This window comes from Anaeromicrobium sediminis, from assembly GCF_002270055.1.
Classification (GTDB): Bacteria; Bacillota; Clostridia; order Peptostreptococcales; family Thermotaleaceae; genus Anaeromicrobium; species Anaeromicrobium sediminis.
In genome coordinates this window covers 32,092-48,698 of record NZ_NIBG01000019.1, presented here as the reverse complement: position 1 = coordinate 48,698, position 16,607 = coordinate 32,092, and the positions used below count along the sequence as shown (strand labels likewise).

General features: G+C 31.4%; 18 protein-coding genes. 3 read left to right on the top strand and 15 right to left on the bottom strand.

Annotation, left to right across the window (positions count from 1 at the left end):
• Nucleotides 1–140 precede the first annotated feature (140 nt).
• The 3 genes from CCE28_RS16875 to whiA all read right to left on the bottom strand — a co-directional run bounded on the left by CCE28_RS16875 (nucleotide 141) and on the right by whiA (nucleotide 2,653).
• A complete protein-coding gene (locus CCE28_RS16875; RefSeq protein WP_095134898.1) occupies nucleotides 141–1,193 on the bottom strand; it encodes an HD-GYP domain-containing protein in 1,053 nt (350 codons plus the stop codon).
• A 237-nt stretch (nucleotides 1,194–1,430) separates the two neighbouring features.
• On the bottom strand, nucleotides 1,431–1,694 hold the full coding sequence (locus CCE28_RS16870; protein ID WP_095134897.1) for an HPr family phosphocarrier protein: 264 nt from the start codon (nucleotides 1,692–1,694) through the stop codon (nucleotides 1,431–1,433).
• Entirely contained in the window at nucleotides 1,691–2,653 is a 963-nt protein-coding gene (whiA, locus tag CCE28_RS16865) for a DNA-binding protein WhiA (RefSeq protein ID WP_095134896.1), read from the bottom strand. Before whiA ends, CCE28_RS16870 begins: the two co-directional genes overlap by 4 nt.
• A gap of 157 nt (nucleotides 2,654–2,810) precedes the next feature.
• Here whiA and CCE28_RS16860 point away from each other — a divergent pair, with 157 nt between their 5' ends.
• Nucleotides 2,811–2,975, top strand: coding sequence for a DUF1540 domain-containing protein (locus tag CCE28_RS16860; RefSeq protein WP_176461888.1), 165 nt, complete (start codon nucleotides 2,811–2,813; stop codon nucleotides 2,973–2,975).
• Nucleotides 2,976–3,069: 94 nt separating this feature from the next.
• Here the strand turns inward: CCE28_RS16860 and CCE28_RS16855 are convergent, their stop codons facing one another.
• The 6 genes from CCE28_RS16855 to CCE28_RS16830 all read right to left on the bottom strand — a co-directional run bounded on the left by CCE28_RS16855 (nucleotide 3,070) and on the right by CCE28_RS16830 (nucleotide 8,813).
• Complete coding sequence (locus tag CCE28_RS16855) at nucleotides 3,070–3,492, bottom strand: NUDIX domain-containing protein (protein WP_095134894.1); 423 nt, start codon at nucleotides 3,490–3,492, stop codon at nucleotides 3,070–3,072.
• A gap of 186 nt (nucleotides 3,493–3,678) precedes the next feature.
• The gene (locus CCE28_RS16850) at nucleotides 3,679–4,806 is read right to left on the bottom strand and encodes a gluconeogenesis factor YvcK family protein (protein WP_242973006.1); all 1,128 of its coding nucleotides are present in this window, start codon (nucleotides 4,804–4,806) and stop codon (nucleotides 3,679–3,681) included.
• A gap of 12 nt (nucleotides 4,807–4,818) precedes the next feature.
• Nucleotides 4,819–5,676 carry an RNase adapter RapZ gene (gene rapZ, locus CCE28_RS16845; protein WP_095134893.1) on the bottom strand — a complete coding sequence of 286 codons (858 nt, stop codon included), beginning with the start codon at nucleotides 5,674–5,676 and terminating at the stop codon, nucleotides 4,819–4,821.
• Between the two features lie 19 nt (nucleotides 5,677–5,695).
• A complete protein-coding gene (locus tag CCE28_RS16840) occupies nucleotides 5,696–6,424 on the bottom strand; it encodes a PHP domain-containing protein (RefSeq protein WP_095134892.1) in 729 nt (242 codons plus the stop codon).
• 54 nt (nucleotides 6,425–6,478) lie between these two features.
• Complete coding sequence (murB, locus tag CCE28_RS16835) at nucleotides 6,479–7,396, bottom strand: UDP-N-acetylmuramate dehydrogenase (protein ID WP_095134891.1); 918 nt, start codon at nucleotides 7,394–7,396, stop codon at nucleotides 6,479–6,481.
• 67 nt (nucleotides 7,397–7,463) lie between these two features.
• Nucleotides 7,464–8,813: an ABC transporter substrate-binding protein gene (locus CCE28_RS16830; RefSeq protein WP_176461887.1), complete on the bottom strand. Its 1,350-nt coding sequence runs from the start codon at nucleotides 8,811–8,813 to the stop codon at nucleotides 7,464–7,466.
• 170 nt (nucleotides 8,814–8,983) lie between these two features.
• Between CCE28_RS16830 and CCE28_RS16825 the strand changes: the two genes are divergently transcribed.
• The gene (locus tag CCE28_RS16825; RefSeq protein WP_330396875.1) at nucleotides 8,984–9,520 is read left to right on the top strand and encodes a peroxiredoxin; all 537 of its coding nucleotides are present in this window, start codon (nucleotides 8,984–8,986) and stop codon (nucleotides 9,518–9,520) included.
• 32 nt (nucleotides 9,521–9,552) lie between these two features.
• Here CCE28_RS16825 and hydF read toward each other — a convergent pair whose 3' ends face one another.
• The 6 genes from hydF to CCE28_RS16795 form a co-directional block, all read right to left on the bottom strand.
• The gene (gene hydF / locus CCE28_RS16820; RefSeq protein WP_095134888.1) at nucleotides 9,553–10,761 is read right to left on the bottom strand and encodes a [FeFe] hydrogenase H-cluster maturation GTPase HydF; all 1,209 of its coding nucleotides are present in this window, start codon (nucleotides 10,759–10,761) and stop codon (nucleotides 9,553–9,555) included.
• Between the two features lie 19 nt (nucleotides 10,762–10,780).
• A complete protein-coding gene (locus tag CCE28_RS16815; RefSeq protein ID WP_095134887.1) occupies nucleotides 10,781–11,026 on the bottom strand; it encodes a TM1266 family iron-only hydrogenase system putative regulator in 246 nt (81 codons plus the stop codon).
• Nucleotides 11,027–11,286: 260 nt separating this feature from the next.
• Nucleotides 11,287–11,844, bottom strand: a complete 558-nt coding sequence (gene lepB / locus CCE28_RS16810) for a signal peptidase I (RefSeq protein ID WP_095134886.1) — start codon at nucleotides 11,842–11,844, stop codon at nucleotides 11,287–11,289.
• 102 nt (nucleotides 11,845–11,946) lie between these two features.
• On the bottom strand, nucleotides 11,947–12,567 hold the full coding sequence (gene prfH, locus CCE28_RS16805; protein ID WP_095134885.1) for a peptide chain release factor H: 621 nt from the start codon (nucleotides 12,565–12,567) through the stop codon (nucleotides 11,947–11,949).
• 4 nt (nucleotides 12,568–12,571) lie between these two features.
• The gene (locus tag CCE28_RS16800; protein WP_095134884.1) at nucleotides 12,572–13,654 is read right to left on the bottom strand and encodes an RNA ligase RtcB family protein; all 1,083 of its coding nucleotides are present in this window, start codon (nucleotides 13,652–13,654) and stop codon (nucleotides 12,572–12,574) included.
• A gap of 139 nt (nucleotides 13,655–13,793) precedes the next feature.
• Nucleotides 13,794–14,351: a hypothetical protein gene (locus tag CCE28_RS16795; protein ID WP_141228380.1), complete on the bottom strand. Its 558-nt coding sequence runs from the start codon at nucleotides 14,349–14,351 to the stop codon at nucleotides 13,794–13,796.
• A gap of 322 nt (nucleotides 14,352–14,673) precedes the next feature.
• Between CCE28_RS16795 and CCE28_RS16790 the strand changes: the two genes are divergently transcribed.
• Entirely contained in the window at nucleotides 14,674–16,602 is a 1,929-nt protein-coding gene (locus CCE28_RS16790) for an aconitate hydratase (RefSeq protein WP_095134882.1), read from the top strand.
• Nucleotides 16,603–16,607 lie beyond the last annotated feature (5 nt).

The window sequence follows — 16,607 nt, the reverse complement described above, 5'->3', positions numbered from 1 at the left end:
GTCTGATAGTGACTTACCTTATAAACGTTTTTATTTATATGACCGAAGTGAGTTCACATACATTCAGATTGGAAGTAGCTTATCTATATAAAAAAAAAATAGATATGAATAATTCATATCTATTATTATACCAAAAAATATTACAATTTCTCTAATACCCCAATTATTTCTATGGAAGGATTATAAAGTAAACTAACATCCTTTATCCCCTTCTCCTTTGAAATACATCTTACAAGGGGTCTATTTGGATACTTTTCATATATTTCAGAAACTACACCCACATCATTAGTACTTAACTTTAGTATAGTTCCTATAGGATAACAAGGTATATGTGTAATAAACTTCTTCACTAAATCATAATCAAATTGATGATGTCCCATGGATATTAAATACTCTACCACTTTATGAGGTAATTCTTTACTCTTATAGACTCTATCAGAGGTTAGGGCATCATAAACATCGCATATGGCAACTATCTTAGAATATTCCCTTATTTCCTCTCCTTTAAGTTTAAGGGGATAACCATCTCCATCAAACCTTTCATGATGGGTTAGTATTATTTGTGCACTGGATTCACTTATATTCTTGTTGTCCTTAACTATTTCATAGCCAAGTTTAGTGTGACTTTTTATATACTCATACTCATCTTCAGTTAATTTACCTGGTTTATTTAATACCTGAGGATTTATTAGCATTTTCCCTATATCATGTAGGATAGCTCCTACTCCTAATTCCTTTAGATTCTCTTTTTTATAACCTAAACTTATACCAATTATTAAAGCATATACACATACATTTACTGAATGAGAAAAGGTATAGTCATCTATAGACCTTACTAGGGACAAATTTACTATAATACTATCATTACTTAAGAGATCTTCAATAATCTTATCTACTATTTCTCCTATCTTCTTCATTCTAATATCCCCATCAGAACAAATATTTTTCATAGTTTCCCTAATTATATTATGGGCTTTTCTTCTATTTTCTTCCTTAATAACATCAGACACTACTATATCTTCCGTACTAGGAATATGTACATATACTTCACTTATACCTAACTCCAAAAGTTTGTCTATGTAAACTTGCTTTAGCTGTATACCTTCACCTAGGAGTATTTCATCATTTTTAGTATATATATTATTGGCTAAAATCATATCTTCTTGTAGGAACTTGGTCTTTAGCTTTATCATGTATACCTCCAAAACAAAAGTCTTTCCATTACTGCATATTAACTAATAATTTGTCTAATCATAGTATAAATATATTCTTCAAAACAAATAAAATTCCTCTATTTTATGAAAATTTTAGTATTTATGGATTATTTTTTTGTTTTTACAAAATATAGGTATTATGATGGATATACATATTTATGATGATATGTATATAATTTTGCCAAAAACAAAAATAAGGCTACTTTAATAGTAGCCTTATCCATTTATCTTGTTTAGTAAGAAATCTTCAATTTCAGCCATAGCTTCTTTTTCATCTACACCACTTACCTTAACAGTTATGGTTTCACCATTTGACACGCCTAGAGCCATGATACCCATTATACTCTTTCCATTAATTATCTTGTTTTCTTTGCCCACAATTATGTCTGATGAAAACTTATTTGTCAATTGAACAAATAATGCTGCTGGTCTAGCATGTAATCCAAGCTTGCTCTCTATTTGAAAGTCCTTTTGTATCATTTTGCCCCCCCTTTCCCACTTCTAATTCTATCTGCTATTTTTTCTATCTTTCGTAATCTGTGATTAACTCCCGATTTTCCCACGGGAGGGTCTAACATTTGACCAAGTTCCTTTAAGCTTGCTTCTCTGTAATTTAATCTAACTTCAGCAATTTCTCTTAAATTATCAGGCAAGATTTTAAAACCTTCGGTTTTTTGTATATATTCAATATTATTTATTTGACGAATTGAAGCATTAACTATTTTATTTAAATTAGCCGTTTCACAATTTACTATTCGATTTACATTATTTCTCATTTCTTTCACTATTCTTATATTTTCTAATTTCAGTAAGGCAGCATGAGCTCCCATTATATTTAGTAAATCTACTATGCAATCGCCTTCTTTTACATATACTATATGACTATTTTTTCTAATGACAGTTTTGGCACTTAAATCATATTGCCATAACAGTTCCTTTAAATCTTCACTATGTTTTTCGCTATTATTTACAAATTCTAAATGATAAGTTTTTTCTGGATCACTTACAGAACCTGCTCCTAAAAAGGCTCCTCTAACATAAGATCTCCTGCAACAATTCTTTTCTATTAAATTTTGAGGGATGGAATAGTCCAAGGAAAACGTATTCTCCTTGCAACGTAGTATTCCCACATCTGTCAAAATTTCATTAGCTCCTGCCTCACTACTAATAATAATAACATAATGATTATTTTTTTTCAGTAGTTTATTTTTCCTTACTCTTAGTTCGGTATGTATACCAAAACATTTTTTTATAAGGGTAAATATCTTCCTTGCTATGGCAGCGTTTTCAGTTACTATTTTAATATTTACCTTTTGAAACCCAGCTAATTGAATAGTTCCACTCATCCTTATCAAAGCAGATAATTCTGCTAATTGACAACATTTATTTTCTGGCATTTCTCTAGATAATTCATTTTTAGTTCTCATGGAAAATGACATTATTAACACCTGCTTTATTTGGGTCAGAAAAACAACTTTACACTATTATAGCATACAAGTCAACTTTTTTCTTTTGAAAATTGTTCCTCTTAATCTATTTTTTTATGGTAATATATAATTTTTTATTATGAATACTATATTTAAAGGAGGTTTTATTATGCATCCACATAACATGGTAGTAGAATGCCACGTGTCTAATTGCAAACACAATTATGATAATTATTGTCAAGCAGAAAAAATAGAAGTCATTACTGAAACTGGTAGAATGACCAATTGCAGTGACGATACCTATTGTTCATCCTTTATTCCTAAAGATTCATAAAATAAAACTAAATTTTAATTTAGAGTTAAGGGTTATATGTTAGGATTTTTTCCCTACCCCCTTAACTCTAATATGCCTAAATTACTCTTTTTTATTAAGAAAGTTTTTCTCTATTAATTTTATCTAGGACTTTTTTAATTATATATCTTTCATCATCATATTTCACCATGCCTAAAGCCCTATTCACATGAACAAATCTAGCTTCTATAAAGCCTTCTTCTTTTAATGGTGCACAATTCATAGATTTAGTTTTCATTAAATACCAATGAACTGTCTTTTCTACTACTTCATACTCATTCCAACAATTTTTAAAAGAATATTTTATTTTATCTATATAATCCATAATTTCGGCTTTTACTCTTCCTTCTTCATATACTTCTCGTATGGCCGCTTCAGATCTGCTTTCATTCTTTTTTATTTTTCCCTTAGGTAATACCCAGTCACCATTATATTTTTTTAAAAGTAATATGGCATTTCCAAATATGACTACTCCTCCAGAGCTCACTTCCTCTCTCACTATGCTACACCTCCTATTAATGTCTAGGGTGTTGAATAATTAGAGTTTTTATATGAACAGAAAGTTTTAGAACCATCCAACAACCTGCCTACTATAAGTATATGTATTCACATATATAAATCTTGAATAAATTTTATACTTTATTAAATAAATAGATAGATTGTTAAACCACCTAGTGGATAGCTTTTACCTTTTTTCATTTTGAAAAATATGAATTAACTTTTCTGAAATTCTCTGGGCATCATGCCTTATATAGTTTTTCTTTATATTTACAAAGTCTCCTTCTATTACCCTTATATGATGACCTTGTAATTTTTCTTTTTCACCCTCATTTAATAATAGAGGTTTAGCTCCATCCTTATGATATTTTTCTAAAACTTCTGTAGGTATATTTTCATTGTTCACAAAGATATAATCTATATCTATTCCCTTTAGATACTTATTTATCTCATTAACATGATCCTCCACCGTATATTCATCCGTTTCCCCTGGTTGGGTCATAACATTGCTAATATATACAATACTAGCACTAGATCTTTTTATGGCTTTTATCATATCTTTAACTAAAAGATTTGGAATTATACTGGTGTAGAGACTTCCTGGTCCTAAAACAATAATGTCAGCATCATAAATAGCCAAAACACATTCATCTGGTGCTTTTGCATTATTAGGTTTCATAAAAACTTCATCTATTTTTGACTCTAATTCTTTTACCTTAACCGGTATTTGTGACTCACCCTTTATGACACTTCCATTTTTAAGTTTTGCAAATAAAGTAACATCTTCTAAAGTAACAGGCAGTACTTGACCTGTTACTGCCAAAACCTTATTTATCTTTTTTATGGCCTCTTCAAAATTATCTGATATGCCATTCATGGCAGCTATTAATAAATTACCAAAGGACTGGCCTTTTAACATTCCTTCTGTAAATCTATATTGTAGTAGTTTTTCCATGGTGGGCTCCGTATCTGCTAAGGCTAATATACAGTTTCTTATATCTCCAGGTGGCAACATGCCCAAATCTTCTCTTAATATGCCAGACCCACCACCATCATCAGCCACGGTGACTATGGCCGTAATGTTTGAAGTAAAATTCTTAAGACCACGAAGGAGTACTGAAAGTCCCGTTCCCCCTCCAATAACTACTATTTTAGGAGCCTTTTTTAAACCATTCTTATTGTTTTTCCTTTGTCTTATAATTCTTCTAATATATCTAACATAACTTACACCTAAAAATATACCTAAGAACGTTCCCATTAAGAGAGTACTACATAAAATCATAATTAATATAAACTTATTCCCTATTCCAAACATTAATTTTCTCCCTTATAAAGGTTTTATATCTCTATGATTTATAGTAGTTCTATGGCCCTTTTCCTTTAAAGTCTCATAAAGTATATTAGCTACTGTTACAGACCTATGTTTTCCACCTGTACACCCTATGGCTATTACTAGTTGGTTTTTGCCCTCTTTTACATAATATGGAATTAAAAAATCTATCATATCATTTAATTTATTTACAAATTCAATACTTTCAGGCCATTTCATCACATATTCTCTAATGGATTTATCATTTCCTGTAAACTCCCTTAATTCATCTATATAATGGGGATTTGGTAAAAATCTCACATCAAATACTAAATCTGCATCTAACAATATGCCCTTTTTAAATCCAAAGGATTGAATAGATATGGTTATATTCTTACTTTCAATTCCCTTTACAAATATGTCTTTAATTTCGTTTTTCAGTTGTCCAGTAGTTAAATTAGATGTATCAATTATATAATTTGCCATTTTCTTCAAATAGGCTATTTTCTCCCTTTCTAACTGAATTCCTTCTATAATTGAACCTGTAGGATTTAAAGGATGAGTTCTTCTAGTTTCTTTAAACCTTTTAATTAATACTTCATTTGATGCATCTAAAAATAATATTTCACACTCATAACCTTCTTCTTTTAGATGGTCAATACTCTTTTTTAAATCATTAAAGAACATACCACCCCTAATATCTATAACCAATGCAATTTTTTCTACTTCTCCTTGAGCATGAAAGCAAAGATCTGCAAATTTTGGTATTAAAGCAGATGGAAGATTATCCACACAATAAAAACCTAAATCCTCCATACATTTCATAGCTTGACTCTTTCCAGCTCCTGACAAACCTGTAATAATAACAAATTTCATACTTATCTCCTCCTGTTCATCACTCAACATTAACAATTCGGTCTATAGGAAGTTTTGCTTCTATAGCTCTCTTTATTCCACGTTCCACTACTCCCACATGCTCTGGTCTATGGGCATCACTATTTATGACAAACATGGCTCCTTCCTTCATTGCAATCTTTATATCTTCTACTCTTAAATACGAATGGCTACTATTTATCTCAAGTAATGTATTAGTCTCAGCTGCAGCCTTTGCCACTTCCTTCATATATACACACCCCTTATCCCCTGGATGGGTAAGTATGTCTATATTATAATTATACATGGCCTTTATAACCGTGTCTGTATTTATAATCTTATTTTTCTTATCCATATAAGTTACATATCTGCCTAACAAATTCCTTCCATGAATTATACTATCGTCTATAAAATTTTTAGATAGGGCACCAAAATGATATCCTGCTAGAACTATATCTATACTATCTAGTATTTCCTTTTCCACATCTAACCTGCCATCAAAGCCTAATATGTTAGCTTCTATTCCAAACTTTACTTTTACCTTATCTTGTTTTTTATTTATATTTGCAATTTTTTCTTTCATTTCAGCTATACGACTTTTTTTAATTCCATATAGGAAATGACCATATCCATGATCTGTTATGGCAATTTCTTTAAGGCCTCTCTCTATGGCCATATTAACATTGTCTTCTATAGTACCCTTCCCATGACTATATATGGTATGTGTATGATAATCACCTATAAGTTTCATATATATTCCTCTTTTCTTAGGTATTTTGAAGGGACAGTTAAAAACTGTCCCACTTTAATCTATTTCACCAATGATTTTTACTTCTGGATTTAAACATACTCCAAACTTATCTTTTACAGTTTTTTGAACTAATCTTATTAAGTCTAATACATCCTTAGCAGTGGCATTATCCACATTGACAATAAACCCACTATGTAATTCTGACACTTGTGCTCCCCCTACTTTTACTCCCTTTAATCCTGCATCTTGAATTAACTTACCAGCAAAATGATCAGGTGGTCTCTTAAAAGTACTTCCTGCACTTGGTAGGCTTAAGGGTTGCTTTGTAGTTCTTTTTTTAGTCAAGTCTTTTATTGTATTTTGTATTTCTTCATAAATTCCCTTTTCTAACTGGATATCTACCTCTAAAACTATATACCCTTCCTTTTGCACATTACTATTTCTATATTCAAATCCTAATTCTTCATTATTTAGATAAACCACATTTCCAAACTTATCTATAACAGAAGCGCCCGTTACCACATCTTTCATTTCACCACCATAGGCCCCTGCATTCATAGTAACTGCACCACCTAGAGTTCCTGGTATACCACTGGCAAATTCAAAAGTTTTAAGAGAACTTTTAAGGGCCACATTGGCAAGTGCAGATAATAGTACTCCTGCCTGTGCAGTTATCTTTTCATCTTCCACATCTACCTTATTAAAATTATCTCCAATTTTTATAATAGCTCCTCTTATTCCCTTATCTGCTACTAATAAATTACTCCCATTACCCATAACATAATATTTTACTTCCTCTTCTTTAAAGACTTTTATGGCATGCTTTACTTCTGCCACAGTCTTTGGCAAAATCATAATATCTACAGGCCCGCCTATTTTAAAGGAAGTATGCTTTGACATAATTTCCTTTTCTCTTATATTATCTCTATCTATCACTTCTATTAATCTATCATATATTCGCTTTATATCCACTAAATCTCAACTCCTAAACCTTCATTATTCTAAATAAAGTATATCATTAAAAGGTGCTAAATGAAAATCATTCTTTTTTAATACTTCTATAAGTATCTATTTTATTTTTAGCCTGGTCTAATGCTTCTTTTACATTTTTATTTTTAAGAAGTATCTGCCTTAATTGGCTATAAAAATACTCTTGAGTAATATTCCAATTTGGATTAGATATATTTTTAGTGTATTTAAGATTTTGCTCTACAAAGTCCATTTTAGCATTTCCCGTATATATTTTTTCTATGTCTTTCTTCACAGGAAATACCCCCACTTCATTTAAGGACCTTTGGTATTCATCCTTTGATAAAAATTTTAAAAACTTCACACACATTTTTAATTTTTCCTCATCCTCCTGCTTAAAAATTCCATAGGCAGAAGTTACTTTAGCTGCTGATATGGTTTTTTCCCTATTACCTGTAGGATAGTTTGCAACTTCAAATTCAAATCCTTCTCCCGATTCGTAGGCTTTAGTTAGAGTATTTACAGCCCAGGTTCCAGCAGGATATACTCCAATTTTTTTATCTTTATAAAAACTTTTCCAAGCCTCTATTTCTGAACTTTCTCCAAAATCATCTGGTACTACCTTATATTTATTTTTTAGATCTACTATTCTTTTTACCCCACTTATGGCTTTACTATCATTAAATATATATTCTCCCTTATTATTAAATACTTCTCCTCCATCTGATAGAAGTATTCCCCAAAGACTATAATCATTTACACCTATATAGGCATTAAATCCATAATAATCCATCTTTCCATCATCATTTTCATCCACTGTAAGTTTTTTAAGAGTTTCTACAAATTCATCATAGGTCCAATTTCCTTCCTTAGGAATTTCAATTCCCCTTTCATTAAACATTTCTACATTTAATAAGAGGTTATAGGTACTCATAGTATAAGGAAACCCCCAAATTTTCCCCTTACATTTTACTGCCTTTATGGCATCTGTTTTATATTGTTTAACCTCCTCTTCCGTCATAAATTTATCTACATTTTCTAATAACCCCTTAGATATAATCCTCATGTCCGTAGCTACAGGAGCTATATCAGGATAAGTTTTCGTATCGACAGCCGTATCTAATAACATATGCCCCGTCTTCCTTGATAATGGTTTAAATTCTATATATACTCCAGGATTTTCTTTTTCAAATCTCTTTATCTTTTTCAATATCCATCCGTATCGACTTCCCGTTTGAGTGTTAGTTTTTGGGTAATCCCAAAAGCTTATTACTCCTTTAAATGAATATTCTTCCTTTTTTATAGTATTATTTTTTATTTGTTCTTTCACATATATAAAATAAAAGGGGCCAATTATTATGAATAATATAAGTATGAAAATTAAAATAGATACAAAATAGCTCCTACCTTTACCACTCAAACCTACCACCTCCTACTTATATCTATTAAAAATTCCTTATGCATATTCTATTAATTTTTATTGTAATTTTTATTGAAATAATATTTTTTTATTTTTTCCTGTTTATAATATTAACTTTTTTGGTAACTATATAACTAGATAGGTAACACATATATAAGGAGGATTTTATTTTGGAAAGATTAGTTGGAAAAAAAGCTCCTTCCTTTAAGTTAAAAACAATTGACGGAAAGGGAGAAAACTTTGGAAGTGTATCTTTAGAAGATTATAGTGGAAAGTGGTTAGTTATGTTTTTCTATCCACTAGATTTTACATTTGTTTGACCTACAGAGATAACTGCATTTAACGATAAAATTGAAGATTTTAGGAAATTAAATGCAGAGGTACTAGGCGTTAGTACTGATAGTGAATTTTCCCATAAGGCATGGATTCATACTCCTAAGGATGCTAATGGTCTTGGACAGTTAGAGTACCCTCTAGCTTCTGACATGACCCACCAAGTATCTAAAGATTTTGGAGTGTACATGGAAGAAGCAGGTATTGCCGTAAGAGGTCTATTTATAATAGATCCTGACGGAAATATTAAATATTCTGTAGTCCATGACTTAAATGTGGGAAGAAGTGTAGATGAGACTCTAAGAGTTCTACAAGCTTGCCAATCTGGAGGTTTATGCCCTATTAACTGGCAACCAGGTGACGAAACACTATAAAAAAAGGGTGGATAATTTTATCCACCCTTTTTTTATACTTGAAAGGGCTTTAGGGCCCTCTCTAATATTCCCGTTACTTCTGCTATTAATATTCCATAGTTTACTATAGGAATACCTTCACTATTAGCTTCCTTAACTCTAAATTCCATTTCCTTAGGATTTAACATACATCCACCACAGTGAACTATTAAATCATAATTATGGATTTTATCACTAGTTGGATAGTAGGTTCCACTAGTCCACTCAAAATTAAGTTTCCCTCCTACCATACCCTCTAGCCATCTAGGAATTTTATCCCTTCCTATATCTCCATCCTGTCTATGATGAGTACATCCTTCACAAATTAGTACCTTGTCTCCCACCTTTAGTTCTCTAATCTTTTTAACTCCATTTATTAGAGATTTTAAGTCAGCCTTATATCTTGCATATAAAATTGAAAAAGAAGTTAAAGGTATATCATCAGGAGTATCTTCATCAACTTTTTTAAAGGCTTGAGAATCTGTTATTACAAGTCTAGGCTTTTTTCCTAGTGCCTTTAGAGCTTCTTTTAATTCCGTCTCCCTTGCTATTACCACAATCCCTCCATGGTCTATAACATCTCTTGTAGTTTGCTGTTGTGGAAGGATTAATCTTCCCTTTGGTGCTGCTTTATCAATAGGAGTTACTAATACAACCACGTCCCCTGGATCTATTAAATCTCCTACTATTTTTCTTTCGTGAGTTTCTAAATCAGCATAAGTAATAATGGCCTCTTTTAATAGGTCAATTCCCTTGTTATTTTGAGCACTTACTTTAACAAATGGCATATTGTACTTTTTCTTTAAATCCCCTATAGTAGTATCATCTACATTATGTATGTCAACTTTATTTATAACACCTACTATAGGAATATTTTTTTCCTTAACCCTTTTAATAATATCTTGGTCAAACTCAGTTACACCCTCATTGCCATTAATAACTATTACAGCTAATTCTGTCTTATTTAAAACTTGGTAAGTCTTCTCTATACGTAACTCCCCTAGTTCACCTACGTCATCAATCCCTGCCGTATCAATTATAACCACAGGTCCTATTGGTAGTATTTCCATAGCCTTATATACAGGGTCCGTTGTAGTTCCTGCCACATTTGAAACAAGGGCTATGTCTTGTTTTGTAAGAGCATTAATAAGTGTAGACTTTCCCACATTTCTCTTTCCAAATATGGCTATATGAAGTCTATTACTTCTTGGTGTATTTTCCATCTAAGCATCTCCACCTCTATTATTTTTTAGTTAAAGCACTTTTCACAGTAACTCCTTTTAATCGCCCTAGGTTACCTGTTAAAGAGCTTATATCATCCGTAGTTCCATCTACTATTATAGAAATAACGTTTACTGATTTCTCCTTATATGGGATACCCATTCTTCCCACAATTATATCTTTAAATTTAAAAAATAAATCATTTACTTTGCTAATACTTTCGTTGCTTTCTACTAGTACTGCAACTACACCTATTCTTTTGTTCATAATCTCCACCTCGTCCAATATTATTATTATTTTACATTTTAATAAATATGTTTTCAAGTAACCTATTATATAGTAATTTTTTTACAGAAATGCATACTCCGTATGCTTCGCTATGGAACCCTATGGTTCCCTTCGACGCAACTAAAGTTGCTGAGCACCCTCCTTTAAAGAGGCAGGTGACTCCTTCCCCTACAACCCCTTCTTTTTTATCCTCATACTTTGAGATATTACAATTTTCTTAGGGATAAAAATAGACGACTTTAATTAGCCGCCTTTATTGTTCCAAACTTTGAAAAAGGATATATTCTTATAAGAGCTTTTCCTACAATTTCACTCTTATCTATTGGTCCTAATTGTCTACTGTCCATACTATTATTTCTATTGTCTCCCATAACAAATATTTGATTTTCTGATATACTATCTATCTCAATTTCTGGCCAAGTTCCAGGCTCTTTTATGTAATCCTCATCTAACTTAACATCATTCACATAAACGTCTCCATCTTTTATTACTAACTTATCTCCTTCTGTAGCAATGACCCTTTTAATTAATTTCTTAGTAGTTTCTCCCTTTAACTTTTCCATAAAACCTAACTTTTTCAATTCACTTTTGGAAAGTTCTATATCCGTATTAACTACTACTATATCTTTATATTCTACACTTTTACTATTTAATAAAATTAATTTATCCCCTTCTACTAAGGTAGGATTCATGGACACACTATACACTTGTATAGTAGTCACAAAGGAAGTTACTACAAGTGCAATGACAATTGCTAATCCTATGGATTTTATCCATTCCATTATCTCTTTTTTCATATGTTTTTTCCTCCACACTTTCATATTGCCTATTTATTAATTATAGCACAAGAAAAACTAAAAGCCACCTTTAATACACTAAGTATAAAGGTGGCTTTTTGCTTATTTAACCTCTTTAAATTCTTTTCCTTTAAATGTTCTAACTGGATTTCCCCTTTCAATTTCCTTATGGGAATTCCATCTATTTTCATCTACTTTTTTAATCTTCTTCTCTTTCATTTCTTTAAGGGCTCTTTCAAGCCTAGCCATGGCCAATTTTTTGTTTTGATATTGACTTCTTTCTTCTCTGGCTATAACACTTATATCCGTTTCAATATGTGTAATTCTTACGGCCGTTTCTGACTTATTCACACGTTGTCCCCCAGCACCACTTGAGCGCATAGTTTCTATCCTTATGTCCTTGTTATTAAACTGGGTAGTTTCATCTTCACCAATTTTTTCCACATGGATAAACCAATTTTTTCTCTTGTGATTTACTCTATAGGGACTTTTACAAATCCAAAGTATAGTTCCACTAATGGAATTAGTATATTCCTCTAGATTTTCTCCACTTAGCTTTAAGAACACAGACTTAAAAGTATCCTTCTTTTCATCCTTTATATAATCCATAAGATCTAATTTAATATTTTTTCTTCTACATTCCTTTTCTAGTACCCTTAAAAATAAATATACACCACGGGAACACTCTACAGGTCCTTGCCCTGCACTTATTTGTAACCACATGAACCTATACCTTATAAGTAATTAAAGGTTTTAAAGTTGCTACTATATCTATCATATTAGCCTCTACCATATCTTTAATTACCCTTTCTATATTCTTATAAGCCTCTGGTGCTTCCTCGTATACGGAATTTAAATCCCTATATATTAAATTAGAACTTAATCTATTTTCTCTTACATCCTTTTTGGAATATATATTTTCAAGTCTTTCCTTACAACCAGATCTTGACCACTTTCTGCCAGCTCCATGACTTATAGAATAATTAAAATCTATCAAATTTGGCCTTGGCCTTACAATATAAGAACTAGATCCACGAGTTCCAGCCACTACTACTAATCCCACATCTGATGGTGCTGCACCCTTTCTGTGAATATAGTGTATCTGTCCATCTATTTCTTTAGAACTTATACTGTTATGGACACTATCTAATAGTTTTTTATTTTCTTTACTACCTAATGCTCTATTCATTTTATAGGCTATTAGCTCACGATTAGCAGTCGCAAATTCCATGGCCCTATTATGTTCATCCATATATTCTTTAAATATGGGAGAATTTACTTCTATTCCCTTTTCACAGGAATGATTCTCTATGAAATGCCTTAAAATATGCTCTCCATAAGATCTAGAACCACTATGGATTAACAAAAATACCTTATTTTTATCTATATGATTTTCTCCTAATGAGCTTTCATCATATATATTATCTATTACTGTCAACTCTCCAAAATGATTTCCGCTCCCTATAGTTCCTAATTTTTCTTTAAAGGGTAAATCTATATTTTTTAATTCTTCTACATTTACTTCTTCTGTTTTTTCTAATTTCTTTAATAATCTATCAGTCTTAACCTTTCTTCTTTTTATTCCCGTTGAAAAAAGGCTTATACCACAACCTATGTCATTTCCTATTATGTGTGGATATATTATATCCCTAGTTAAATAACTGGCTCCCACAGGAGTTTTTCCCAAATGCAGATCTGGAAGTCCTACTGTTTTTATAATACCTTTGAGGTTAGCCATCTTTCTTAAACTTTCAATAGCATTACTTTCAATCCAAGATTTATTAGACTGTACAATTTTTATGTTGCTCATATTCTCTCCCTTTGGTCATTATCACATCTTTTACTGTGAGAGAATACATCATTGACCTATTATTATAATCTCTCACCTTTTAATATTATTCTTCTTAACATAACAATCACGTCCTTTCAATAATATAATTTATCTATAATTAAATAGTTTCCTTTTTACCTACTTCATATTCCATAAGCTTATTTACTAAGTACTTTGCTTCTGGTTCCTCAATAGAAGCACCTACTCTTATGGTCTTCATTCCATAATCAAAGCATATGGAACCATTTCCTATACCCGTAATAGCCTTTATACTTTTTTTTCTTCCACTAAATAAATTCCCATCATATATTACGGATACCCTTAAGTTTTCAATTGAATTTTTATCATATTCTTTCATAGATCCAATACCAAATATTCCTCTTTTTATGGATATATAACTTCTATCTAAATATATTTCCTCTTTTCCAAATATGCTCCATAGGACAACAAATATGGCAAAAAATCCACCCATAGTCCATCCAGTTAACCATACTAGAAGAAATGTACCTACACTTTCGCCTCCACTGAATAACATCTTCAATACAGTTATTTCACCAAAGGCCCATCCCCCAAGCCATACCATATAAAAGATTGTCAAAAACCAGTTCTTAACTGATGGTATTTCTATATGTAACTCACTTCCCAGTTCAGATACTATGGCTTTTCCATTATTCACACTCTCCATGATCCATTACATCCTTTCTCCCTTTTTGTTACTTTTTACACTTTGTATTATATCATAACTTTTCATCATTACGCACTTATTTTACATATTATTCCATACACATTATAACATATTAACATGTTCTAATTTTTCATGTAACCAATATGTAACTAAATCGAAATATTTATTCAAAGTGAAAACCTTACATTTTTATGGATAATATTTCCAATTATCAACTTTTTAATTTTTCTGTTGATTTAGAAAAAACATTTTGGTATAATTGCATACAATAATACAAATATGCAACTATATGCAAAAGGAGGCATAAATACACATGGAAAAATCACTCACATATAAAATATTAGAAAAAAATTTAATAAATGGTATTCTTCAAGGTGGAGAAGAAATTTCAGTAAAAGTAAACCAAACCTTAACCCAAGACTCTACAGGGACTATGGTTTACCTTCAATTAGAAGCCATGGAAGTAAATAAAATTGAAACAGATTTATCTGTAGCATATATTGACCACAACACTCTACAATCAGGTTTTGAAAATGCTGATGACCATGAGTTTATAAAAAGTGTAGCTTCCAAATATGGAATAATATTTTCTAAGGCAGGAAATGGTATTTGTCATCAACTACATTTAGAACGATTTGGTAAACCTGGTGCTATTCTTATTGGTTCAGATAGTCATACTCCAACTTGTGGTGCTCTTGGAATGATTAGTATAGGCGCTGGAGGATTAGATGTGGCAATTGGAATGGCTAAAGGATACTACTATCTAAAGGTTCCAAAGGTTTTAAATATAGAACTTAAGGGTTCCTTAAATAAATGGGTATCTGCTAAAGATGTTATTTTATATATACTAAAAGAATTATCTGTAAAAGGTGGAGTAGGATATATAATTGAATACTCTGGAGATGGGATAAAAGAACTTTCCCTAACAGATAGGGCTACTATTACTAATATGGGAGCCGAATTAGGTGCAACTACTTCAATATTCCCTAGTGACGAAATTACAAAGGATTTTTTAATTCGTCAAAATCGTAGTGAAGACTTTATTTTAATGGAAGCTGATGAAGATGCCTTTTATGATAAAAAAATTATTATAGATTTAAGTCTTATTACACCAATGGTGGCAAAGCCCCATAGTCCAGATAATGTAGATAGAATATGTAATATGGAAAAAATCAAAATAGATCAAGTGGCCATAGGTAGTTGTACTAACTCTTCCTATACGGATTTAATGAAAGTGGCTAAAATTTTAAAAGGTAAAAAGGTACATCCAAATGTGAGTTTAGTCATCTCTCCTGGCTCAAGTAATATATTAAAAATGTTATCAGATAACGGTGCATTAGGTGATTTAATAGGAGCAGGTGCTAGAGTACTTGAGGCTACCTGTGGTCCCTGTATAGGCATGGGCCAGGCGCCTAAAACGGGTGCCATATCCTTAAGAACTTTTAACAGAAACTTTAAGGGACGATGTGGTACATCTAATTCCCAAGTATACTTAGTAAGTCCTGAGACTGCTGCAGCCAGTGCCCTAGCTGGCTTCTTAGTTGATCCATCAACTTTAGGTAATTCTCCTATAATAGATTTACCTGAGAAGTTTCAAGTACACAATAACTATTTTATTTTTCCTAATCATAATGAGGGTGAAGCTAAAGTTATTATGGGTCCTAATATTAAACCGTTCCCTATAAATAAGGCCTTATGTGACAAATTAGAAGGGAAGGTCCTATTGAAAACAGGAGACAACATTACTACAGATGATATAATGCCTTCTAATGGAAAGCTACTTCCATTTCGTTCAAATATCCCAAAGTTATCCAATTATGCCTTTGGCACAATCTGTGATAATTTTAAGGACATATGTGTTAAATATGGTGGTGGGATTATAATAGGAGGTCATAACTATGGGCAGGGTTCTAGTCGTGAGCATGCGGCTTTAGTCCCTTTATATTTAGGAGTAAAGGCTGTTATTGCCAAGTCCTTTGCAAGAATCCATAAGGCAAATTTAATTAATGCAGGTATAATTCCATTAGAATTCAAAAGTCCTCTTTCATATGATGATTTCAGTTTTACTGATAATTTAATTATAGATAATATAATCTATCAACTTGAAAATAGTTCTGAAATTTTAATTATAAATGAAACTAAGAGTAAGGAAATTCCATTAATATTTAATGGCTCAAAGAGAGATGTGGAAATTATAAAAGCAGGAGGATATATGAATTACGCTAAAGGCAATTTAAAGTAAAGGAG

What these genes read in the sequence shown, in the direction of transcription:
- CCE28_RS16875 (WP_095134898.1), bottom strand. Translation starts at nt 1,193, where the DNA reads ATGATAAAGCTAAAGACCAAGTTCCTACAAGAAGATATGATTTTAGCC.
- CCE28_RS16870 (WP_095134897.1), bottom strand. Translation starts at nt 1,694, where the DNA reads ATGATACAAAAGGACTTTCAAATAGAGAGCAAGCTTGGATTACATGCT.
- whiA (WP_095134896.1), bottom strand. Translation starts at nt 2,653, where the DNA reads ATGTCATTTTCCATGAGAACTAAAAATGAATTATCTAGAGAAATGCCA.
- CCE28_RS16860 (WP_176461888.1), top strand. Translation starts at nt 2,811, where the DNA reads ATGCATCCACATAACATGGTAGTAGAATGCCACGTGTCTAATTGCAAA.
- CCE28_RS16850 (WP_242973006.1), bottom strand. Translation starts at nt 4,806, where the DNA reads ATGTTTGGAATAGGGAATAAGTTTATATTAATTATGATTTTATGTAGT.
- rapZ (WP_095134893.1), bottom strand. Translation starts at nt 5,676, where the DNA reads ATGAAATTTGTTATTATTACAGGTTTGTCAGGAGCTGGAAAGAGTCAA.
- CCE28_RS16840 (WP_095134892.1), bottom strand. Translation starts at nt 6,424, where the DNA reads ATGAAACTTATAGGTGATTATCATACACATACCATATATAGTCATGGG.
- hydF (WP_095134888.1), bottom strand. Translation starts at nt 10,761, where the DNA reads ATGGAAAATACACCAAGAAGTAATAGACTTCATATAGCCATATTTGGA.
- CCE28_RS16815 (WP_095134887.1), bottom strand. Translation starts at nt 11,026, where the DNA reads ATGAACAAAAGAATAGGTGTAGTTGCAGTACTAGTAGAAAGCAACGAA.
- lepB (WP_095134886.1), bottom strand. Translation starts at nt 11,844, where the DNA reads ATGAAAAAAGAGATAATGGAATGGATAAAATCCATAGGATTAGCAATT.
- prfH (WP_095134885.1), bottom strand. Translation starts at nt 12,567, where the DNA reads ATGTGGTTACAAATAAGTGCAGGGCAAGGACCTGTAGAGTGTTCCCGT.
- CCE28_RS16800 (WP_095134884.1), bottom strand. Translation starts at nt 13,654, where the DNA reads ATGAGCAACATAAAAATTGTACAGTCTAATAAATCTTGGATTGAAAGT.
- CCE28_RS16790 (WP_095134882.1), top strand. Translation starts at nt 14,674, where the DNA reads ATGGAAAAATCACTCACATATAAAATATTAGAAAAAAATTTAATAAAT.